At 35.5% G+C, this 23,716-nt stretch carries 19 protein-coding genes; 7 read left to right on the forward strand and 12 right to left on the reverse strand.

Annotated elements, in window-relative coordinates:
- The first annotated feature begins 41 nt into the window (after positions 1-41).
- The 3 genes from MODO_RS00790 to MODO_RS00800 all read left to right on the forward strand — a co-directional run bounded on the left by MODO_RS00790 (position 42) and on the right by MODO_RS00800 (position 3,869).
- Positions 42-2,372 (forward strand): AsmA family protein, encoded by a 2,331-nt coding sequence (locus MODO_RS00790; protein ID WP_006257465.1) that lies wholly within the window; start codon positions 42-44, stop codon positions 2,370-2,372.
- Positions 2,373-2,396: 24 nt separating this feature from the next.
- The gene (locus tag MODO_RS00795) at positions 2,397-3,146 is read left to right on the forward strand and encodes an SDR family NAD(P)-dependent oxidoreductase (RefSeq protein ID WP_006257466.1); all 750 of its coding nucleotides are present in this window, start codon (positions 2,397-2,399) and stop codon (positions 3,144-3,146) included.
- Between the two features lie 72 nt (positions 3,147-3,218).
- Complete coding sequence (locus MODO_RS00800) at positions 3,219-3,869, forward strand: WG repeat-containing protein (RefSeq protein ID WP_006257467.1); 651 nt, start codon at positions 3,219-3,221, stop codon at positions 3,867-3,869.
- Between the two features lie 172 nt (positions 3,870-4,041).
- On the opposite strand, the gene MODO_RS00805 is transcribed toward MODO_RS00800, so the two are convergent.
- Positions 4,042-5,919, reverse strand: a complete 1,878-nt coding sequence (locus MODO_RS00805) for a TonB-dependent receptor plug domain-containing protein (protein ID WP_006257469.1) — start codon at positions 5,917-5,919, stop codon at positions 4,042-4,044.
- Positions 5,920-6,163: 244 nt separating this feature from the next.
- Between MODO_RS00805 and MODO_RS00810 the strand changes: the two genes are divergently transcribed.
- Positions 6,164-7,687 carry a L,D-transpeptidase family protein gene (locus MODO_RS00810; protein ID WP_006257470.1) on the forward strand — a complete coding sequence of 508 codons (1,524 nt, stop codon included), beginning with the start codon at positions 6,164-6,166 and terminating at the stop codon, positions 7,685-7,687.
- Positions 7,688-7,749: 62 nt separating this feature from the next.
- Here MODO_RS00810 and MODO_RS00815 read toward each other — a convergent pair whose 3' ends face one another.
- Complete coding sequence (locus MODO_RS00815) at positions 7,750-8,493, reverse strand: murein L,D-transpeptidase catalytic domain family protein (RefSeq protein WP_006257472.1); 744 nt, start codon at positions 8,491-8,493, stop codon at positions 7,750-7,752.
- A gap of 192 nt (positions 8,494-8,685) precedes the next feature.
- On the opposite strand from MODO_RS00815, the gene gpmI reads away from it, so the two are divergent.
- Complete coding sequence (gene gpmI, locus MODO_RS00820) at positions 8,686-10,203, forward strand: 2,3-bisphosphoglycerate-independent phosphoglycerate mutase (protein ID WP_006257473.1); 1,518 nt, start codon at positions 8,686-8,688, stop codon at positions 10,201-10,203.
- Between the two features lie 53 nt (positions 10,204-10,256).
- Here gpmI and MODO_RS00825 read toward each other — a convergent pair whose 3' ends face one another.
- A complete protein-coding gene (locus MODO_RS00825) occupies positions 10,257-10,835 on the reverse strand; it encodes a Crp/Fnr family transcriptional regulator (RefSeq protein WP_006257474.1) in 579 nt (192 codons plus the stop codon).
- A 92-nt stretch (positions 10,836-10,927) separates the two neighbouring features.
- Positions 10,928-12,118 carry a pyridoxal phosphate-dependent aminotransferase gene (locus MODO_RS00830; protein WP_006257475.1) on the reverse strand — a complete coding sequence of 397 codons (1,191 nt, stop codon included), beginning with the start codon at positions 12,116-12,118 and terminating at the stop codon, positions 10,928-10,930.
- Between the two features lie 114 nt (positions 12,119-12,232).
- Between MODO_RS00830 and rsmG the strand changes: the two genes are divergently transcribed.
- Complete coding sequence (gene rsmG, locus MODO_RS00835) at positions 12,233-12,862, forward strand: 16S rRNA (guanine(527)-N(7))-methyltransferase RsmG (protein WP_006257476.1); 630 nt, start codon at positions 12,233-12,235, stop codon at positions 12,860-12,862.
- Between the two features lie 36 nt (positions 12,863-12,898).
- Here rsmG and MODO_RS00840 read toward each other — a convergent pair whose 3' ends face one another.
- The 8 genes from MODO_RS00840 to map form a co-directional block, all read right to left on the reverse strand.
- Positions 12,899-13,771 carry a universal stress protein gene (locus tag MODO_RS00840; protein WP_006257477.1) on the reverse strand — a complete coding sequence of 291 codons (873 nt, stop codon included), beginning with the start codon at positions 13,769-13,771 and terminating at the stop codon, positions 12,899-12,901.
- Positions 13,772-13,773: 2 nt separating this feature from the next.
- On the reverse strand, positions 13,774-15,363 hold the full coding sequence (gene tmaT / locus MODO_RS00845) for a trimethylamine transporter TmaT (protein ID WP_006257479.1): 1,590 nt from the start codon (positions 15,361-15,363) through the stop codon (positions 13,774-13,776).
- A 367-nt stretch (positions 15,364-15,730) separates the two neighbouring features.
- Positions 15,731-17,356 (reverse strand): L-glutamate gamma-semialdehyde dehydrogenase, encoded by a 1,626-nt coding sequence (gene pruA, locus MODO_RS00850; RefSeq protein ID WP_006257480.1) that lies wholly within the window; start codon positions 17,354-17,356, stop codon positions 15,731-15,733.
- Between the two features lie 775 nt (positions 17,357-18,131).
- Positions 18,132-18,527, reverse strand: coding sequence for a Co2+/Mg2+ efflux facilitator ApaG/CorD (apaG, locus tag MODO_RS00855; RefSeq protein ID WP_006257481.1), 396 nt, complete (start codon positions 18,525-18,527; stop codon positions 18,132-18,134).
- A gap of 52 nt (positions 18,528-18,579) precedes the next feature.
- Positions 18,580-19,830 (reverse strand): type IX secretion system plug protein, encoded by a 1,251-nt coding sequence (locus MODO_RS00860; RefSeq protein WP_006257482.1) that lies wholly within the window; start codon positions 19,828-19,830, stop codon positions 18,580-18,582.
- 15 nt (positions 19,831-19,845) lie between these two features.
- Positions 19,846-20,526 carry a hexitol phosphatase HxpB gene (gene hxpB / locus MODO_RS00865; RefSeq protein WP_006257483.1) on the reverse strand — a complete coding sequence of 227 codons (681 nt, stop codon included), beginning with the start codon at positions 20,524-20,526 and terminating at the stop codon, positions 19,846-19,848.
- Between the two features lie 108 nt (positions 20,527-20,634).
- The gene (locus MODO_RS00870; RefSeq protein ID WP_006257484.1) at positions 20,635-21,399 is read right to left on the reverse strand and encodes a class I SAM-dependent methyltransferase; all 765 of its coding nucleotides are present in this window, start codon (positions 21,397-21,399) and stop codon (positions 20,635-20,637) included.
- A 16-nt stretch (positions 21,400-21,415) separates the two neighbouring features.
- Positions 21,416-22,234 (reverse strand): type I methionyl aminopeptidase, encoded by an 819-nt coding sequence (map, locus tag MODO_RS00875; RefSeq protein WP_006257485.1) that lies wholly within the window; start codon positions 22,232-22,234, stop codon positions 21,416-21,418.
- Between the two features lie 142 nt (positions 22,235-22,376).
- Here map and MODO_RS00880 point away from each other — a divergent pair, with 142 nt between their 5' ends.
- The gene (locus MODO_RS00880) at positions 22,377-23,648 is read left to right on the forward strand and encodes an acetyl-CoA hydrolase/transferase family protein (protein WP_006257486.1); all 1,272 of its coding nucleotides are present in this window, start codon (positions 22,377-22,379) and stop codon (positions 23,646-23,648) included.
- Positions 23,649-23,716: the final 68 nt, after the last annotated feature.

Genomic DNA, 23,716 nt, shown 5'->3' on the forward strand with positions numbered 1-23,716 from the left:
TAAATTAGTACTTTTAAGTATTAATTTATCTTTATTAAAAAATGAAATTATCAAAACGTGTCAAAATCCTTTTAATAGTTGGTGTCAGTCTACTAGGGCTATATCAGATAGGGAGATATGCATTAAACCGTTTTATATATAAACACTTACCAGAGATTATCGCAGAAAAGAATGATACTCCTTATGATCTAGCGTATGAGGACATCAGCTACTACCCTGCATTAAGAAGACTAACTGTCTCTGGAATCACAGTGACTCCTAAAGATACTACTACTCATCCTAATCTTACTTATATCAGTGCAAGACTAGATAAAATAGTGATTCAAGGGGTAGCTATCAAAGAATTACTACAAAACAAGAATCTACGTGCAAACAAAATCAAACTAAGTCATCCTAGTATAGTGATGATTAAAGGAGATAGTGTCGTACAGAAGCAAGCTAAAATAAACGTAAAAAATGATATAGATATAGAATCTATTATCGTAGAGCATGCTCATGTCTTAATAAAAGACAGAAAGAGTAATACAAGACTAAATGAGGTCTACAACTTCAATGCAACAATCAGAGGAGTACATTTCGGTGAAGAAGTCGTAGAGAAGGCAATACCTTTTAGTTATGACTCTTATGTGATGACTACAGACTCTATCTATAGTAAGCTGAATGAGTGGCATAAGTTCACCATCGGTAAGATTATCATAGAACCAACAGCGCTAAAGATGCACCAGCTATCTGTAAAGCCCTTCTCAGAGACTGTCGAGTCAAAAGAATTAGCTAAGAACTTATTGTCTGTGGATGTTCCACAGCTAAAGCTGACTGGGACAGACTGGGGGTATAAAAATGAGCAAGACTTCTACCTTGACATTGCTTCTATAGAGACAGACTCTACAGCGATCACCATCAAAAACAACAAACTCAAACAAGATATCAAAGTAGCAGAAAAACAACCTGCTAAAAAAACTAAAAAGCAGAAAAAGCAAGAGGTGGCAGTGGTATATGATACATTGCCTGCACTAGTCCCATTTGCTTTGAAGATAGGTGATATTAGGATTAACAAATTATCACTAGATGCATTAGACACTTGGAATACGTCTAAGACCAATATAGTCTTAACGGATATCAACAATAAGGTAGGAGAACAACTAAAAGTAGCTAAAATAGCGATAGACTCTCCTGTCATCACCTATACCCCTAATGATGTAAAGAGTAAACCTAAGACTACTGCTAAGTTACTGTCTGATTATATCACATTAGATTCATTAGTGCTGCGCAAGGCAGCTTTCCAAATACACGATAGAAAGACAAATAGCAACAGCTTAAAGGTGAATAATATCAATGCTGTGATAGCAGATATCCGTATTGATAAAAATACTGGTGGAAATAAGATTCCTTTTACTTATGGCAAGACTACGCTATCCTCTGGAGCGATTACATACGATACGAAGAAATATTATGATATAAGTGTAGACTCTCTATCTATCGATAATAAAGAGCTAAAACTGGCTAACTTCAATATGAAGCCAAAGTACTCTAGAAAGAAGACAGTAAGCATGTTTAGATATGCAGATGATATCTTCACACTACATGCCAAAGAGATAGCTCTAAAGAATTATAACTATGACTTCGATACCAAAGGAACACTACTCTTTAAAACAGAACAGATCAACATCAATCAACTTGATGCAAATATCTTTAGAGATAAGGCTCCTACATTCAATATGAGTATCAAGCCCATGTTTAGTAAAAAGCTAAGAGATCTAAAATTCGGATTAGAAGTAAATAATGTTGCAATACGCAACTCTAAACTAGTCTATGAAGAGACTGACCCTAAAGCGGTAGCTCCAGGTAAGATTATGTTTCATAACTTCAATGCGACTATTAAGAATATATATAGTGGATATGGTGTAACTAAAGTACCTACTACTACGATAGCTGTCAATGCGAGGTTTATGAATGCAGCTCCACTGCGTGTGGACTGGTCTTTCAATGTACTTAACAGAAGAGATAACTTCAATATACAAGGTAAGATTACGAACTTCCCAGCTAATTCTATGCGCCCGTTCTTACAGCCGTATGTCAAGGCTAATACAGAAGGTAGTATCAGTCTAGTCACTTTTAACTTCACTGGTAATAATACTTCTGCTACAGGAACCTATGGTATGCAATATGAGGATCTAAAAGTAACTATCTATAAGAAAGATGGGCAACAAAAGAAAAAGTTCTTATCTGCTGTGGGGAATATGTTTATCCGAAAGAACACTAAGGATGAAGTCAAGACAGTTAATATTAAAAAAGTAGATAGAGTCCAAGAGAAGTCTTTTTTCAATTATCTTTGGTTATGCATAATGCAAGGTTTAAAACAAACCGTCTTATAGTACAACACCACAAAACAAAAAGATATGAAAATAGCATTCATTACAGGAGCGACATCAGGTATAGGAAAAGCAACAGCGCAAGCATTAGCTGCTAATCACAGACTAATCTTGTGTGGAAGAAATAAAGAGAACTTAGCAGCCATAGAGCGTGAACTAGCAGAGCAGACAGAAGTGATGACACTAACCTTCGATGTGAGTGATAAAGAAGCTACATTTAAGGCAATAGCCTCTCTTCCGACTGCATGGCAAGATATAGATGTACTAATCAATAATGCAGGAAATGCTCATGGATTAGCTACTTTCCAAGAAGCTTCTCTAGAGGACTTAGAAGCTATGATAGATATCAATGTAAAGGGAATAATCTATGTGACTAAAGCTATTGTTCCTCTTATGATCAAAAGACAATATGGACATATCGTCAATCTATCTTCTATCGCAGGGAAAGAGTCATACCAAAACGGTACAATCTACTGCGCTTCTAAGGCTGCTGTAGAGGCATTCTCTAAAGGACTGAGATATGATTTACTATCAGATGGAATTAAGGTAACTAATGTAGCTCCTGGGGCAGTAGAAACAGACTTCTCCCTAATCCGCTTTAAAGGAGATAGTGATAGAGCAGCAAAGGTATATGAAGGGTATACTCCATTAGTAGCTGAAGATATAGCGAATGCTATAGCTTATATCGTCAACCAACCTGAACATGTGCAAATAGCTGATATTACAGTATTTCCGAAGGCTCAAGCTGGTGCAACAAGCATTCATAAAAAATTGTAAAAATTATCATATTAATCATCCCAAAACTAATACATTTGCAGAGGAATTACAGTACGTTAATCTTCTATTAGAATGAAACAAATCTTAGCAATAAGTCTCTTATTAGGGCTGAGTTGCACATCTAGTTGGGCTTATAAAAGTACCTACTCACACATCAATGTACAGTTAGAGGAAAGTGTAAAACTAGACACCGTCTATCTCGACTTAAAAAATGACCCAGACTTTAAGTTTCAAAACAACTTAAGATGGTATCAAGATAAGAAGTTAGAGTTGTTTGGAATCAAAACCAATAAGAATGAAATCTTCATTGAGCCTCTTTTCTATCAGATAGAATCTTTTATAGAAGGAATATCTATTGTGTCTATGGACAACTTCCAAGGCGCAATAAATGATAAAGGAGAAGTGATTATTCCTTTTGCTTATGAAGAACTACAGACGAGCAGTGAGTACAAAATAGCCTTCTTAGAAGGTGGCAAATGGGGATTCTTCAACACAGAAGGCAAAAAGATTATCTCTGCTCAATATGATTATGTAGGAAGCTACTCTGATGGATTAGCATTAGCTTCTAAAGATCAATTGTTTGGTTATATCGATCACAAAGGAAGAGTAGTCATCCCTTTTCAATATGACTACGCTAGTAACTTCGAAGATGGACAAGCACAAGTAGAACTAAAGTTTGAATCTTTTACGATTGATAAAAAAGGAACTAAGGTATCTTATTAAAATAAAAAACGGTAAGCTGTACAAGGCTTACCGTTTCTGTATACTAGAATTTCATAGCAAAAAAGCGTATTCTAAGTATTTGTAATAATTGATTCATACTATTGAAACTACCCCCCACGATAATCAAAACAGTACTTAGTCATCTGAAAACTCCAACTAACCAATTTATATATTAAAGCCCATTAAACTTCACTCCTAACATAAACCATCTCCCCGGCATAGGTACTGCACCTGCCTCTATATAAGTAGTATCAAATATATTCTGAGCATCTAAGTAGATACTATATTTCTTTAGATTATAGTTTACTCTTATGTCTGTAATCCAATAATTCTTATAACTGATACGTTCGTTAAAACGATTAGCCAGTGTAGCACTAAGGTTATTATAAGTATAATTAATAGTTCCTACTAACTGATGTCTTAAACTCTCTATCGCATACTTAGAGATCTTATCTTCTCCTTTATTCTCCACTTTTGGAGATAAATAAGTATATGATAATCCTAAGTCCCAATAAGACTTTTCTGATCCTAGTTTATACTTTAAAGCTGTATTAAATCCTTTAGTCTTATTCTTAGAAGCATTATATGGCTGATATGGCACTGTCGTATCTACTCTTATCCAATCAATAAAGTCATCAATATCTCTGTAAAAAGCAAAAGCCTCTGCTCTAAATCCTTTATTGACATACTTCCCTCCTAATTCTATCTGATAAGCTTTTTCTGGTAATAGATCAGGATTACCTATATTACCAGGGCGTTGATCTAAATACAAATCTGTAAAAGAAGGTATTCTACTTGCTGTACCAGCATTAAACATCGCTTTCCAATGTTCATTAAAGGTATAACTAGCGTCTATCCCTGGGAAAACTTCCCATCCATACTTCGTATTATAATTAACATAAGCCCCTAAATTTACATCTAGTCGATCAAAAAACTCACGTTGTATCTCAGCGTACAATCCGTAGTTACTCTTGCTGTGATCCCCGATATTAGTTGAGTTAATCTCTTCATACCTCATCTCTCCTCCAAAAGATATCTTACCAAAATCTGCTAAGTACTCTCCTCTAATATTACTAGTAATCGCATGTGAATAATGACGGCTACGTGCCTTACTTAACTCATGTCTGAAGTAACGATAATCATCAAAGTTATATCTGTAAGCTACACTAGGCATTAATGTAAAACGGTCAGTTAAATAATGACGTGAACTCAGATTTACCATTGATGTAGATACTACTTCTTTTGACTCTTTATCTCCAGGAGCTGCGTAGAATCCATTTGCTCCAAAAGAACTTCTAGCATGACCTGCAAGTACCATAATAGCATTATTCTCATTAGGGGTATAGTTCCCTTGATAGAAGATTTTATTGTTATTAAAAGCAGTGTTATAACGAGTACCATTACCTGAGTCATGGCTACCGAATAACATATGATTATCTTTTTTGCGTACAAGTGTACCTCCTAATTGAATACCTCGGTTATTAAATAACTCTCCATGATCGCCTTCTTTATCTTTCTTTAAGCTACTTCCGATATACGTATTAGCAAAAAGACCATCTTTTTTAGGGTTCTTCGTTACGATATTTACAACTCCTGTCAGGCTGTTCACACCATATAGACGAGCAGAAGGTCCACGTACTATCTCTATACGTTCAATCGCTTCTAAAGGAATTGGTACGTTAAGACTATTATGCCCTGTCTGTGGATCTGAAATCTTCTGTCCATTAAGCAACAATACATTCTGCTCAAAGCTACCTCCGTCAATACTAAAGTCTGATTGTGTTCCAAATGGACCTCTCTGACGAATATCAACACCAGTAGCATAAGTCAACAACTCATTAATAGACGACACAGGTAATTGTTTTATCTGTTCTTGATTAATAAATGTAATATTTCTATTCTTCAGCGAACTTGGCAACTGTAATCGTTGATTATAGATTACTATTTCTTCTATTTTATCTTCAAGGGTATTTTCTGTCTTAGTTTGTCCTTGCACTTGTACAGTAAAAACAGTACTTAACAAGGCTAAAATGACATAATTATTCTTCATTTCAGGTAGTTTATTTACGCAAAACTATTCTTATTCCTCTCTTCTATACTAGTCCACTTTTAAAATAACAACTAGTCCGGCCTACAGTACTCCAAAACGAGGTTTATAGAACATTTTAAGAATAAACAATAAATTATTCACTATATTATATTAAATTCGCAGTATAATATATAAAAACATGAAACATTTAATCTTCAGTTTTTTGAGTATACTTGTCCTTACTTCTTGTAAAAAGGCAAATACTATGGCAGAAACTTTGATTCTCAATGATACCATCAAGGTAGACCCTATGGAGGATCAAATAAAGATACACGTAGATAGTGCATCTATAGTTAGTCTTCCAAAGGATATCCAAAAGTTCTATGTAGAAAATTTATACCAAATCGGTTGGGGAAGAACAAGTAACCGAGAACAACTTCTAAAAGTACTTGACGAAGCATACTTAGATGGAATAAACAACTCAAAGTACAATACTGAAAAAGTTCATCAATTTCACAAAGATTATCAAAGGCTATCGGACCTAGATAAAGTACAAGCAGACTTTCTGTTCACTAAGGCATTTTTTAATGCGAGTAAAGACTTGTATAATGGTGTACAAAATCCTAGAAGATTATACAATGACTGGGATATGTTTCCAAAAGAGCTAAATACAGCTGCTACAATGCAACTCGCTTTAAGTAGAGGAACAATACAGACGACCTTTGATAGTTTAAGATCACCTCATAAAATATATGTCAATCTAAAAAATAAACTATCAAACCTATATCAACTGAATCAAGATACAATCAAAGCTGTGACAGCTAAGTATAAGTTAAATGATACAGTACCTGAGCTAGTGAATATTAAAAAACATTTAAACTTCTTGAGTTATTACCCTGATAGCCTATCAAAGGACTTTATCAATAACGAAGGAGTCGTAACTGCTTTAAAACAAGTTCAAAAAAATAGTAAACTAGTCGAGAACGGTGTTGCTGATAAGAAAACAATAGAGGCCATCCTAAAAGAAGAAGCTACTGTAAAAGAAAAGCTAGTAGTCAATCTAGAACGTTGGAGATGGTTCCCAAGAGATTTAGGTGATAACTATATCTTAATCAATATAGCTGATTATAGTTTAGTTGCGGTGAAGTCTGGTGATACTGTAAAACAACACAAGGTAATCGTAGGTACGACAGGTCGTAAAACGCCTATACTGAGCTCAGTTCTAAAGACAATTGTGATCAATCCAACATGGACAGTTCCTCCTACCATTCTAAAGAATGACTTAACACCTAAAGCTAGTGCTAACTTAAGTTACTTCTCTAATGCTAGATTTACAATCTACGATAAGAGCACAGGCAAAGTAGTAGCTCCAGAAAACTGGGATTCTAGCAAAGCTTCTTCTTATAGATATGTACAGAAAGCCGGTGTAGGTAACACATTAGGACGTATTAAGTTTATGTTTGATAACAATCACGCAGTGTATTTACATGACACTCCTAATAAAGCTAACTTTAATAGAGCTCAGAGAAGCTTAAGTTCTGGATGTATACGTGTAGAAGATCCTTTTGACCTAGCACAATTTGTATTTGATATACAACAGAATGAGATCTCTCAAGAAGAAATAAAAAAGATTCTTGATTCTCAAAATACTAAGAATATCACAACTAGTAAAGAGGCTGTACACATCCATCAGTTATACTGGACTATACAAGTAGATAACAATGGTAAGATAACTCAGTTTAGAGATGTCTATAAGTTTGATAACGATTTATACACTAAACTACAATAACAAAAAAACACCCATTAAGAATGAAATCTTAATGGGTGTTTTTCTTTATATAAAAGGTCTTACTAAACAAATTTTGACTTTAGCTCATACTGATTACTTGGATAATAAATAAACAGTAAAGATTTGTCTTTAATCATTTCTATTAAATCATCATTTACTTCTACAGGCACAGCTGGGCAACCATAACTACGTCCCAACTTCCCTTGAGCGCGTACTAAATCAGGTGAAGCATAATCCGCTCCATGGATTACAATCGCTCTTTCTCTAGCTTTATCATTAATCCCTGCTTCTAATCCATCTAATCTTAGAGAGAATCCATTTCTTCCGTTATATGTCTCTCCCGTTGTATAAAATCCTAAACTACTCATATGTGAGTTCACACGATTAGAAAACGTAGTCGCGTACTCTTCTCCTGTCTTCTTGCCATGTGCTACAAGTGATTGTAACAGAACAGCATTCTCTTTCATATCTATTACCCATAGACGAGGCTTAGCTGACGATAAACTAAAGTCAACGATAGTTAACTTCTCATTCTTAATCTTACCTGTTTCTAGCATTTTATAATACCCTTTCAGTGCAGCAGTATATACTGCTCTAGCAGGAGCATTATAATGATTTAATTCTAAACTAGAATACAAACTCTTAGCCGTACTTTCAAAACTATATTCTTCAGAATCTACTGTGTTATCTACAGTTTTTTCAATCACATTTGTATATTCATTCGACGTTGGTAAAGTATTACTTCCTACTACATTCCCAAAAAATGCCATTGAGGCAAATAACCAATAAAAATTCTTTTGTTTCATATAACCTTCTCATTTATAGTCTTTAATTCTAATTTTAGAAACGTAAATTTAAAAAAAATATTATACGACCAAAGGAATTTTTAATAATAAAAATATTTAATGCCGTTATTTCAAGAATCAAACATTGCCTTTTTTGAATAAGTATGCGTAAATTTGTATAACACAACTAATAATATTTAAAGTTTCACTATTATGAATAAGAAAGTAATATTAATGATTCTAGATGGCTGGGGACAGACTCAAGATCCTAAAGTATCAGCTATCGAGCACGCAAATACGCCATTTATAGACAGTCTATATACTAAATATCCTAATACATTTGTACTTACTGATGGACTAAATGTAGGTCTTCCAAAAGGGCAAATGGGTAACTCTGAAGTAGGACACATGAATCTTGGGGCAGGTAGAATCGTCTATCAAGATCTTGTAAAAATAAATATGGCAGTAGAAGATAACACTATTGCTAAAGAGCCTGCATTACAAGCAGCATTCGAATACGCAAAGACAAACAATAAAAAAGTACACTTCTTAGGACTGCTATCTGATGGTGGAGTACACTCTCATGAGCAACATTTATATGGTCTAGTAGATGCAGCATCAGCTGCAGGAGTATCAGATATCTGTATTCACGCTTTTACAGATGGACGAGATGTAGATCCTAAATCGGGTGCAAATCACGTACAACAACTACAAGACAGACTGAGCTTATCTACTGCTAAACTAGCTTCTGTAATCGGAAGATACTATGCAATGGATAGAGACCAGCGTTGGGAAAGAGTAGCAAAGGCTTACCATCTGTTAGTAAACGGTACAGGTATTCACTCTACTGATGCAGTAAAAAGCATTGAAGCAAGTTATTTAAATAATGTGACTGATGAGTTTATTGAGCCTATTGTAATGGTTGATGAAAACAATCAGCCGATAGGAAAGATTGAAAATGACGATGTAGTGATCTTCTTTAACTTTAGAACGGATAGAGGAAGAGAACTAACACGTGTATTATCTCAAGAAGATCATTCAGATCATGACATGAAGAAACTTGACTTGTACTTTGTAACGCTTACGAACTACGATGATACTTATAAGAATGTACATGTTGTCTATGACAAAGAGAACTTACACAACACATTGGGTGAAGTACTAGAAAAACATAGTAAAAAACAAATACGTATTGCAGAGACAGAAAAATATCCACACGTGACTTTCTTCTTCTCTGGAGGTAGAGAACTTCCATTCGATGGAGAACAGCGTATCTTATGTCCATCTCCTAAGGTAGCTACTTATGACCTTAAGCCTGAGATGAGTGCTTATGACCTTAAAGACGCACTTATTCCTGAATTGAAAAAAGGAGAAGCTGACTTCGTATGTCTAAACTTTGCTAACGGAGATATGGTAGGACACACAGGTGTAATGGAAGCAGCAATCAAAGCATGCGAAGCAGTAGACCAATGTGTAAAAGAAGTAATCACAACTGCTCTTGATAATGGATACACTACGATAGTGTTAGCAGATCATGGTAACTGTGAGGTAATGATCAACCCTGATGGTACTCCCAACACAGCACATACTACTAATCCTGTACCGATCATTATCGTAGACAATGATATCAAAGAGGTAAAGGATGGAGTACTGGGAGACTTAGCTCCTACTATTCTTAAACTAATAGGCATACCTCAACCAGAAGAAATGACTAGACACTCTCTAGTATAATATACAAAAAAAGCCACTCGATGAGTGGCTTTTCTATTTTATATCATAGACATTTACTTTCCTGTAAGCATCTTTTTCTTCATTTTACTAAAAAACTCAGGAGTAACCCCTAAATAAGAAGCTATCTGCTTCTGTGGCAGACAATACTTAATCTCAGGGAAACGCTCTAAAAAGCGTGTATAACGCTCTTCTGCAGGTAGTGATAAGTTGTCCATCAGTCGTTGTTGTGTAGCCACTAGTGACCTCTCTATAAGAACTCTGAAATAACGTTCTATCTTAGGCACTCTATCAAACAAAGCTAATTGATGATCTCTACTCAAAGTCATTACTATCGCATCTTCTACTACTTCTAGATAAGAGTTACCAGGTTTTTGAGATAAATAACTATACATATCAGCTATCCACCATCCAGATGCTGCAAAGCTAACAGTATGTTCTACTGCTTGATCATCTAGACAATAGTTTCGTACGATACCTGAAACGACAAAAGTAGAATTAATACATACTTCTCCTGCACTTAACAGCTTCGTTTTAGCAGGGTAACGAGTTACAGTAAATGACTCTAATATAATCTGTTGTTCCTCTTTAGTCAGAGAAACATGTTTAGCAAAACTCTGTAATAATATATCCACGATGACGAACTTTTATAAAGTATAAAAATAAACAATAATGCTCATTATAACTAAAAAAGCCTCATTACTAAGGCTTTTTTAACGATTATAACTTACGCTAATGCTTCTTTAATTCTTTTGAATGCTTCGATCAACTGGTCTTCACTAGTCGCATACGACATACGTATACAATCAGGATTCCCGAATGCCACTCCTGTTACAGTAGCTACGTGTGCTTTCTCTAACAGATACATAGATAGATCATCCGCATTATTAATCTTTACACCTTGAAGTGTCTTTCCAAAGAAAGAAGATATGTCTGGGAATACATAGAACGCTCCTTCAGGTATATTAATCTTAACTCCTGGAATCTCTTTTAATAACCCTACTACTAGATCTCTTCTATTCTTGAATGCCGCAACCATATCTTTTAATACGCTAGGGTCAGCCTCTACAGCAGTAATAGTAGCTCGTTGTGCAATACTATTAGCACCAGACGTTACTTGTCCTTGCATCTTAGTACATGCTTTAGCGATAAATTCAGGGGCACCGATATATCCGATACGGTATCCTGTCATCGCAAATGCCTTCGCAATACCGTTTACAGTAATCGTACGGTCAATTAAATTACCGATAGTTCCGATACTGCAGTAATTACCTGTAAAGTTGATATGTTCATATATCTCATCTGATAAGATAAAGATATTTGGATATTTCTCTAATACTTTAGCTATAGCTTCGAATTCCTCTTTACTATACACAGAACCACTAGGATTACATGGAGAGCAGAACCATATCATCTTCGTCTTAGGAGTGATAGCTGTTTCTAATTGTTCAGGAGTAATTTTAAAATCACTCTCTATACTAGTAGGTACTTCTACAGGAGTACCCTCAGCCATCTTCACGATTTCAGCATAACTCACCCAGTATGGAGCAGGAATTACTACCTCATCACCAGGGTTGATCATGACATGAGCTACATTGTATAACGATTGTTTAGCACCAGTAGATACAACGATCTGACTCGGTGAATAATTTAAATTATTATCTCTCTTAAACTTATTGCTTATTGCCTCTCTTAGTTCTTTATATCCTTCTACAGGAGGATACTTACTATAGTTATCTTTTACAGCCTGAATAGCAGCTTCTTTGATAAACTCAGGAGCATTAAAATCTGGCTCACCTAGACTCAAACTAATTACGTCTACGCCTTGTTCTTTTAACTCTCTTGCTTTCGCAGCCATTGCTAAGGTCTGTGAAGTAGTCAAATTGTTTATTCTATTAGATAGAAGTTGGTTGCTCATCTTGTTGTGATTTTAATGAAACTTAATCCCAAAGGTAATTATTATATCTCTATTAATCTGTGTTATCTTTTATTTATTCACGATAAAAAGCCTACTTTTGTCAAAATTTACGACATGGAAGAAATCTTAAAATATTTCCCTAATTTAACTCCTGAACAGATTGCTCAATTTGAGAAATTGGAAGAAGTATATACGGATTGGAATGCTAAAATTAACGTTATTTCACGTAAGGATATACATGAGCTATATACGAAGCATGTATTACATTCATTAGGTATCGCTAAGGTTATGGAGTTCCTTCCTGGAGCTAATATACTAGATGTAGGTACTGGTGGAGGTTTCCCTGGTATTCCTTTAGCTATATTATATCCAGAAACTAACTTTTACCTAATCGACATTATCGCGAAGAAGATACGCGTAGTTAATGAAGTAGTAAAAGCGTTAGACTTAAAGAACGTTAAAGCAGAACAAAAACGTGCCGAAACTATAGACGAGAAGTTTGACTTCATCGTAAGTAGAGCTGTTACGAATATGCCTGACTTCGTAGAGTGGATTAGACACAAAACGAAGAAAGAAAACAAGCATGAGTTTGACAATGGTATATTATACCTAAAAGGAGGTGACTTAACAGAAGAGCTTAAGGACTTCCCTAAAGCTGTTCAGTTTGACCTGACTAATATCTTCTCAGATGAATTCTTTGAAACGAAAAAAGTGGTGTACTTACCCTTAAAATATAAAGGATAAAAAGAAAGGGCCGTCTATAAGACAGCCCTTCTTCTTTTATTTACTGTGCTTAACGAATAATAAGCAAGTATTCGTATTTCTGTGTAGCAAGTGGTTTGCCACACTACCTAAGAATATCTCTTTAAATCCTGTAGTCCCCTTCACTCCCAATATCAGCATATCAGCCTTTTTACTGCGCGCATAAGCGATCAAGGATGCTGATATATTGCGCTCTCCAGCAGGCACTATATCAATATCAGAATAAGTAGCGTACTTCTTATTCCATTTCTCTTGTTTTTCTTTGATATCATCCTTCGTTACTTTCTCTAATTCTCTATTCGTCATCGTAGGATAGAACCCCATATAAGACTTAGAGATATGTACTGCAGAATGCTCTATCTTTTGCCCCTTCGAATTATTCTTAAAACGATCTGCCCACATCATAATATCACTCGTATATCGAGAGAAGTCTATCGCATCAATTACTGTTGTGATTGGTACTTTAAACGTATCTGGTACTAATAATAATGCTGAAGGGAATATACGTACCAGCTTATCAGCCAGGGCACCAGTACCCTCTAGTTCCTGTTTATTACCTAATACCATCAGGTCATACGAAGATTTCTTAGCTATATTCATAAAAGCAATCTCTGTATAACTCTCTACCGATACCAAGATTTCGAAATCATAACTCACTCCTGCTTCTGTGAAATACTGAGTAAGCTTATTCTTTATCTTCTCCTTAATAACAACAATGCTCTCTGGTTTAAGTAATTCCTTAGGTAACTCACCTACTTTAAGGTTGTGCACATACGTTACCTTATTTATATCTAAAATCTGGTCTAGCACTTGCATATATTGCAACAGATATTGATCCATTGTAGACAAGTCTAAACCAACTATTATATCTAATTTTTTATTTTTATCCATCCTTATTTGCTTTGTGGTTCATCTAATAGTTCTGCTATAATCTCCTTATAGCTCTTTTCTTCTTTTGACTTAGCCTTCTTAGACGATTTAGCTAACTCTTCTTTTAACCCTTTTTGTAAACTATAACACATCACCAGTAATATCACTGCAAAAGGCAGTCCTGTAATAATAACCGCAGTCTGTAGCGCATCCAGTCCTCCTCCCCATAATAATACGATAGCAATAATCCCTTGTGCAAAAGACCAAAAGACTCTCTGCCACACAGGAGACTCTCCATTACTACCTGAGGTAATATTATCTACAACTAATGAACCTGAATCAGAAGAGGTAATAAAGAAAGAGAAAATCAGAATAATCGCCACAATAGAAAGGAACTTAGTAAAAGGGAAGTTCTCTAAGAAGACAAATAATGCTGTAGACACATCAGCTTTAACTGCTGCTATCATCGTCACATCACCTGATAAAATAGTGTGCAATGCACTACCTCCGAAGACATTCATCCATAATAAGGTAATCAACCCTGGTACAATCAATACCCCTAATACAAACTCTTTCACGGTACGTCCTTTAGAGATACGAGCAATAAAACTTCCTACAAAAGGAGACCATGCAATCCACCAAGCCCAATAGAATATAGTCCAGACATTCTGCCAGCCAGAACCTAAGTAAGTATCATTCCATGTACTTATATCAATAAAATTAGCTAAGTACGCTCCTGTATTCTCAACATACCCTTTCATGATAAATAGAGTCGGCCCAAGAATAAAGATTAGCAACATAAAACTGGCTGCGATATACATATTGGCATTACTAAGTATCTTAACTCCTTTATCTAATCCTGAAAAAACAGAAATAGTAGCGATACCAATCACAAACAGAATAATCCCTGCTTGCATCATAGGACTTATCTCCCAACCATATAAATACTCTAAACCAGCTGTAATCTGTATTACCCCTAATCCTAAAGATGTAGATAATCCAAACACTGTAGCTAAAGCCGATAATATATCGATTATGTGTCCCCACCAGCCATGTATTTTCTCTCCCCAGAATGGGTAAAAAAGAGATCTAAAGGTCATAGGTAACTTTCTATTAAATCCAAAAAAGGCTAAAGCTAATCCAACCATCGCATAAATACCCCAAGCGTGTAATCCCCAGTGCAAACTCGTAAATTGCATAGCTTGTACAGCAGCTTCTATGTCTGTATCTACTGGTCTAGGCGTATTAAAGAAATGAGATACAGGCTCAGCAATACTAAAGAACATAATACCGATCCCCATACCTGTACTAAACAGCATGGCAAACCAAGATGCCTTAGTAAACTCTGGTTCTGCATCATCCCCTCCTAACCGTATCTTACCGAACTTACTAAAAGCAAGGTAGATGGCAAATATTAAAATAATATTCACTGTGACTACAAAGAACCAACCGAAGTTAGAAGTTACTGCTAATTGGGCAGCTGGAAACCATACCCCTACCTTTTCAGGAAAAAGGACACAGGTTAAGATTAAAGCTACTATTAATAATATTGAAGTGATAAAAACAGGTGGATTAATCACCAAGTTTTTGTTATCAAGTAATTTTTTAAACATGAGTTATACTATTTAAATTAATAATGATAACCCAGTACTTTAAAGATAAAAAAGGATCATTTTTCAGTAATCGAAAAATAATAAAAGCAAAAAGATAATAGTTTTTACTCAGTCGTTTTATAAGTGTTATTGGTAAATAGTGTTCTCTTAAAAACGATCCTAATAAAAAGGGACTTTTTTCTGTATTCGAAAAAAGATAAAAGCAAAATAGATAGTGTATTCTTACTTAGTAGTATATCCTGAACAACTCTTATCATGTCATTCATCATCGGTTATACATTCCCAATAAAAAGCACTGAATTGTATTCTAGTGTAAATTAAAAAAGGCGGTCAACTCTTTTGCAACCGCCTTTTTATTATAATTTGATTATCCTAAGAAAGGATATTTATAATCAGTTGCAGGAACGAAAGTTTCTTTAATCGTTCTTGGTGATACCCAACGAAGTAAGTTAAGGATAGAACCCGCTTTATCGTTAGTACCAGAAGCTCTAGCACCACCGAATGGTTGTTGTCCTACTACAGCACCTGTTGGTTTGTCATTGATATAGAAGTTACCAGCACAGTTTACTAATGCTTCTGTAGCCTCTACGATAGCGTAACGACATCCAGAGAAGATAGCTCCTGTTAATGCATAGATAGAAGTCTCATCCACTAATTTTAATGTTTCAGACCATTTAGCATCTTCGTATACATAGATAGTTAATACAGGACCGAATAGTTCTGTTTCCATCGTTGCATACTTAGGGTTAGTAGTTAAGATAACTGTTGGTTCGATAAAGTAACCAATAGATTTATCATACTTACCTCCTAAGATTACTTCTGCGTCAGCATCAGCTTTTGCTTGATCGATAGCTTTCGCTAATTTGTCAAATGAAGCTTCTGTAATCACAGATGACACATAGTTACTTGGATCTTCTGGAGAACCCATTTTAATAGTAGCTAAATCAGCAGTCATATATTCTTTCACTTGATTCCATAATGAAGCTGGAACATAAGCTCTAGATGCTGCAGAACATTTTTGTCCTTGGTATTCAAAAGCACCTCTTGTAAGAGCTACTGCTACCTCTTTAGGACAAGCTGATGGATGAGCTACAACGAAATCCTTACCACCTGTCTCTCCTACGATACGTGGGTAAGTTTTGTATTTATCGATGTTTTGACCGATTTGAGCCCACATGCTGTTAAATACTCCTGTAGATCCTGTGAAGTGGATACCAGCGAAGTCAGGACTTGCTAATAACGTATCAGTGATCATTCCAGAGTTACCATATACTACGTTGATAACACCATCAGGTAAACCTGCAGCTTTAAACACCTCTACGATTACTCTTGCAGAGTAGATCTGAGTTGCAGCTGGTTTCCATACCACTACATTCCCCATCATAGCAGGAGCAGAAGGTAAGTTACCAGAGATAGCTGTAAAGTTAAAAGGAGTGATCGCATAGATAAATCCTTCTAATGGACGGTGCTCTAGTCTGTTCCATACTCCATCTACAGAAGCTGGTTGTTCAGAATAGATCTGAGTCATATACTCTACGTTGAAACGTAAGAAGTCAATAAACTCACATGCAGAGTCGATCTCAGCTTGGTGTAATGTTTTTGCTTGAGCGATCATTGTAGCAGCATTGATCTTAGCACGGTAAGGACCAGCTAATAATTCAGCAGCTTTTAAGAAGATAGATGCTCTGTGTTCCCATGGCATTGCAGCCCATTTTTTTCTAGCTTCTAAAGCTGTAGCAATAGCTTTCTCTACTAACGCTTTATCAGCTTCGTGGTAAACACCTAATTTATGTTTGTGATCAAATGGAGGGAATAAATCTTTTGTATTTCCTGTTCTGATTTCTTCTCCACCAATGTATAATGGAATATCAACTGTTGTGTTGTATTGCTCTTTGAACGAGTTCAAAGTCAATTCTCTTTCTTTTGTTCCTGGTGCATAAGACTTAACTGGCTCATTGAACGCAGTTGGAACTTGATAGAATCCTTTTGACATATTACGCGTATTATTTATGTAGTTTCTAAATGAATAAGTACAAATATAACGAAAAAAAATGAAACCACTTTTCTCTAAAACGGTAAAAACATCTCCTTAACGATTTCAAAACATTGACTATCAATAGCCTTTTTACCATACTGTATTCTTCTAACTATCTGTTATACTTAACTCTGAATACAAACCTAAGTGCGATTAATAATTAGTTTTTACAATCACATCAGAAGTAAATCAAAATATTTTAATATAAATGAATCACAACCCATTAATATTCTTTAAAAAAAATAAAAAGCAAGTACCAAATCTATTTCAATTCAGCATGTATTGATCCACCACAGATAATTTTGTACAGATTTGCTATGGGATTGCTTGAGGGTTTCTTGCACCTTTCTTCGAGAAAAACACCTTCTAGGCAAGGAAAGCCCAAGAAAACTCCTAGGAATCCCCTAAGAAGTGCAAGCAGAAGGTTATTATCTCATTCATAAATAGTAATCAAAATCAACACTCTTTTATCAGTTTAAAAATTTCAACAGCTACTTATGCTTTAGCCCATATATGCATATTGATATCGCGTTAAAATAATACCATTAGAAACTTATAGAGTAAGATATTAAAACAACTAAATACCTCCTCTATCCTATTCACCATTTCTCACTATTACCTTACCACCTTTAACTTATAAAAAAAACCACCTTTATGTAATTGCATAAAGGTGGTTGAAGCATTTTATTTTTAGTATACTAGCCACTCTATAAGAGTGCGTTCTTTATTATTTCTAATTCAATACGAAAGGGGCTACTAGCTTAAAGTTTGGGATTTCTACATTAAAATAAGTTTGGTTCGCTAGATTAAGTACCTCATAGAATCCCTGCATAGCTCCCATAGATGAATTTAAGACACATCCACTACTATATGTATATTTGGTACCAGGCTCTATAATAGGTTGTTCACCTACTACACCTTCTCCTTTTACTATCTGTACACTATTCAGAGCATCATAGATCTCCCATAGTCGCCCTTTCACCTGAATATAATCAGTAGAATTATTTTCAATTGTTATTTTATATGAAAAAGCATAGCATATCTTTTTTGATTTAAAAAAACTGCCTTCGTATTCCGTATTTACAGATATTTTTATTCCCTTCGTCGTTTGTGAAATCATCTTTTCCATCTTACTAATTTACTATAAAAAACACATTGAATTCTTCGTTTTATCACAGTGTCTAATACACTATGTTCTCTGCACTCGCCTCACCTATACCAATTACTCTATCGTGTAAATCATTATTACCACGATAATAAACTAAAACTTGGTAGCGATTAGTTGTCATTGCATAATTGCCATCTGGCTCAATACTAGGGTCAACAACACCATTTCGAACTGCTGTATAACTAAAATTAGTAAAACCTTGCTTCACTAAAATAATTTGTTCGTAGTATCCCTTCTCTTCGTTATACGTCATTTTGTTAGCAGGTACTAAGGCATAATCATTAAATAATCCTGTCACATAATAATCTATTCCTTTCTGTACATCCTCCTCTGGACGATAACTGAAATATACCCAGCTATACTCCGCTTCTATATTCGGGTTTCTCCCATTGATATTTCTAGGATAGAAACTTCCATTAATATCAGGAAAATAGGTATATCCTTTACTTTTTCGGCTCTCGTTTGTATACAGATACGTGTTATAAATACCATTATCAGTTGTTACAGAACCGATCATATTATTCACTTGCTTAATATCACTATTGTCAAAGTTTAAGAACTGATTCCCTGCCCAGAATTGAGTCTCATTCTCGTACTTATAGATAAGGTCATTACCCATCGTGTACTGAGGCTTAATATTCGTCAGATAAGAGTCCCATCTTCCATTCTGAAAGATCGCTATCTTTATATTCTGAACTGGATTCTGGTATAACGCATCTCCTAATAACACACTAAACTCTACATTCTGTTTCGTCTCTATGACATCCAGGTTTCTAGTACGCTTAATCTGAATCGGTACATTGACCAAGCTCTCATATAAGACGAACTTCCTTCTAATTACTACTTCGTCGTCTTCATTATAAATTTCCAATACATAATTACCACTCTTCAATATTCTATAATGCTGAGCGGGAAGTGTTAACTGATAGTTGGTATAGTTCTGCAGTGTATTAAACGAGTTTTCATACGTCATAATACGCTGTCTGTCTAGTCCATCTATATATTCTATCTGCTTCAGTTTAGATGGAGTCCAGTCATAGTTATAAGCCTTGACACGATAGAAATAGTTACTATCATCTCCATACAAGTCATCAAAAACAAGTGTAAATCGATCTCCTATTTGAAAGAACGGCGTTACAGCTCTATTATTACTCATGAAGCCTACTGACTTAATATAATCAGCAGTATAGTTCTGTGGAGATTGTGCCAATACGCACCCTACCCAAAGAAAAAAAAGAATAACAGACCAAACCTTATTTCGCATAATGACCATTTTAAACTAAACCGTTACTTCGTGCAAAAAAGATACAATTTTTTCGTTTAAAAAAACCATACTTTTCAATTTAAAGTCAGCAATATTAAATCTTTCTTGTTCATACTGTAAATGATCAGGTATGGCTACTACAGTCATCCCTGCATTCTTACCAGCTGTAGCGCCTGTGAACGAGTCTTCTACCACTAGACACTCTCTAGGCTCACTCCCTAGATTATGAGCTGCTCTTAAATACACATCTGGTGCAGGCTTACCGTGTTCTACATGATCTACAGAAACTATGGTTTGGAAGTAATCACGAATACCTAATCTCTTTAAAACTGTATTAATCAAAGATTCTGGAGAATTAGTAGCCAGACCAATCTTCACTTTTCTCTCTTTTAGAAAATTCAATGTCTGAATTACCCCTTCTTTTATTTCTCCTTCTGTACTAATTAACTCATCGACTCTATCAATCACCATTTGTTCCACCTCCTCAATACTCTTTCCTTCCCATGGAAACAGGCTATACCACAGCTCGGTCACTGCTCTAGTCGTTTTGCCTTGTGTTTGGATCGCAATCTCTTCATCCCAAGTAGCCCCCATAGAAGTAAACACCTCTTGTTCTGCTTGTTGCCAAAAGCCCTCAGAGTCTATTAAAACTCCATCCATATCAAAAAGTACAGTAGTAATCAATGTATTCTTCATAATCTTTCTAAATAAATACGAAGATACACAATAGGATATAGATAGGGTAGCCCTTATAAGGATACTTTAACTAATTCTCTAATCGAGCAATTAAATATTATGATTACTCTACTTAAAACAAACTGGGATAATCTCACCCTCTGCTAGACAGTATTTAGTTACTTCCTCTGAAGTAAGTTTATGAATAAAGTCTTCTTCTACTACAGTGAAGCCGATAGCTCTTAACTTATCAAAATAATCACGTCCGTATACACGTACATGATCGTATTGACCAAAGATAAGTGTGCGCTCTTTAGGATCTGTTATAGTATCATCCTGAAAAGTAGTTTCTCTAGACATATCTTGTGGGATTTGGAAGATTCCCATACCTCCAGGCTTAAGAATGCGATACAGTTCCTGCATGGCTTTCGTATCATCTGGAATATGTTCTAAGACATGATTACACAAAATCATATCAAAACTATTATCCTCAAAAGGTAAATTACAAATATCCGCCTTCACATCTGCCAAAGGAGATTCTAGATCGGTAGTTATATAATCTAAATTAGGTTGTTTTTTAAAGCGTTTATAAAACGCCTGCTCAGGTGCGAAGTGCAATACTTTTTTAGGAGTACTAAAGAAGTCGGTCTCGCGCTGAAGATAAAGCCATAATAGGCGGTGTCTCTCTAGTGAAAGTGTACTAGGAGAAAGGACATTATTGCGTTGCTTCGCATATCCATAAGGCAAGAAAGTCTTGAAACTTTTACCATCAATAGGATCTGTATACACATCCCCTTTTAGGTACCATGCCATCATAGGTCGAACAACGTAACTCAACCGAATTAATATCGGTCGAGGCACAATGTTCAATATTGTTTTGAATAACTTCTTCATTAATAGAAATGAGTAATTACAGAACTAATGGTTTAGCTCTAAACTCATCTTCTTCATTGCTAGTGATACCTAATGCTTGATAGATATATTGGTAAGTAGATAACAATTCTGGTTTACCATTTACTAATGCTACATCGTGTTCGAAGTGAGCAGAAGGTTTTCCGTCACGAGTCACGATAGTCCATCCGTCATTCAGTTGTTTGATATTACGAGTACCTAAGTTAATCATAGGCTCGATAGCTACCACCATACCTTCTACGAACTTCTTACCTTTACCAGGCTTACCGTAGTTAGGCATTTCTGGAGATTCGTGCATCTTACGTCCTAGTCCATGACCTACTAGCTCACGTACTACCGTATACCCTTCTTTCTCACAGTAGCGTTGGATAGCACTACCTACATCTTCTACTCTATTTCCTAATTTGAATTCTCTAATACCTACGTAAAGAGATTCTTTTGTAATCTGTAATAACTTTTTAGTAGCTGGATCTACATCACCTATCTCGAATGTATAAGCGTGATCTCCATAAAATCCATTCATCACTGTTCCACAGTCCACAGATACAATATCTCCTTCTTCTAAAGGACGATCTGTAGGTAATCCGTGTACAATCTGATCATTCACACTTGTCAACAAGGTAGAAGGACAACCATAAAGGCCTTTAAATCCTGGTACTGCTCCGTGATCTCTAATAAATTCTTCAGCTTTTGCATCAAGCTCTAAAGTCGTTACTCCTGGTTTTAGCTCTGTAGCTATCATACCTAATGTTTTAGAAACAAGCAATGCGCTTTGTCTCATCAACTCGATTTCTTCAAGAGTTTTTGGAATTATCATACCTTAAAATTTTATATCCTACAAAATTACACTATTACAGTTAATGAAAAAAATGATTAGCCACACTTTTTGCTTGCCTTATAAAGACTAATGCTTTACTTTTAAGGAAACATTTGTCTAAATACACAAAATTACACACAAAATGAATTACACAACAGCACAAGAAGCAGCTAAGCTGATCAAGTCAGGTGACAGAGTTTATGTACACGCAGTAGCTTGTACACCTAATCACATCATTGATGCTATTGTAGAAAGATCGTCCGAATTAAGAAATGTAGAGTTCTGTCACATACATACTTTAGGCAAAGCCCCTTATGCTGATCCAAAATATAGAGAAAGTTTCTTTGTGAATTCTTTCTTTACTGGTGGTAACGTTAGACACACTATACGAGAAGGTAATGGTACTTATACTCCCGTATTCCTAAGTGAGCTACCGATGCTGTTTGACAGTGGTCTTGTTCCCTTAGACGTGGCATTAATACAAGTTTCTCCTCCTGATGAGAACGGCTTTTGTACGTTAGGAACTTCTGTAGTTGCTGCACAAGCGGCTATTCGCACTGCCAAGATAGTTATAGCACAGGTCAATAAATTCATGCCTCGCACTTTTGGAGATGCGCTAGTCCACATCTCTAAGATTAACACCTTAGTACAGCATGATACACCACTTCTGACAGAATACAGTTCTGACTTTAGTGAGGTTGAAGATAAAATAGGACATCACATCGCCTCTATGATAGAAGATGGCAGTACCTTACAGATGGGGATTGGTTCTATACCTGATGCCGTTCTTCAAAAACTGAAAGGGCATAAGAATCTAGGATTACACACAGAAATGTTTGCAGATGGTGTTGTTGATTTAATTGAAGCAGGAGCCTTAAACTGTTCTCAACAAACTACTTCTAATGGCAAAGCTATCTCTACATTCTTTATCGGAACGGAGAGGCTATATAACTATGTAGACAATAATCCATTCTTTGAACTTAGAGAATGTTCATATACGAACGATCCATTTGTGATTCGTCAGAATCCTAAAATGATAGCAATTAACTCTGCTGTAGAAATAGATGTTACAGGACAAATATGTGCAGACTCTATCGGAGCGAATATCTACTCAGGTGTAGGTGGACAAGTTGACTTTATGAGAGGTGCTACGCTAAGTAAAGGAGGAAAAGCTATCATAGCACTTTCTGCTACTACTAAAAAAGGAGGAAACAAAATAGTTCCATTCCTTAAACAAGGAGCAGGAGTGGTAACGTCTCGTGCACATGCTCAATACATTGTCACAGAATATGGAGTAGCTGATCTAAGAGGTAAGTCTATTATAGATAGAGTACATGCTCTTGCTAATATTGCTCATCCAGATTTTAGAGAAGATATTCTAAGAGAATACTTTGACAATACTAGAAACAAATAACTGACATTTATAGATGTACGCTATTCTTAACCTACATTAAGCAATGGAAATCAGCCTATAACGTATCT

This window comes from Myroides odoratimimus, from assembly GCF_001485415.1.
GTDB classification, from domain to species: Bacteria; Bacteroidota; Bacteroidia; order Flavobacteriales; family Flavobacteriaceae; genus Flavobacterium; species Flavobacterium odoratimimum.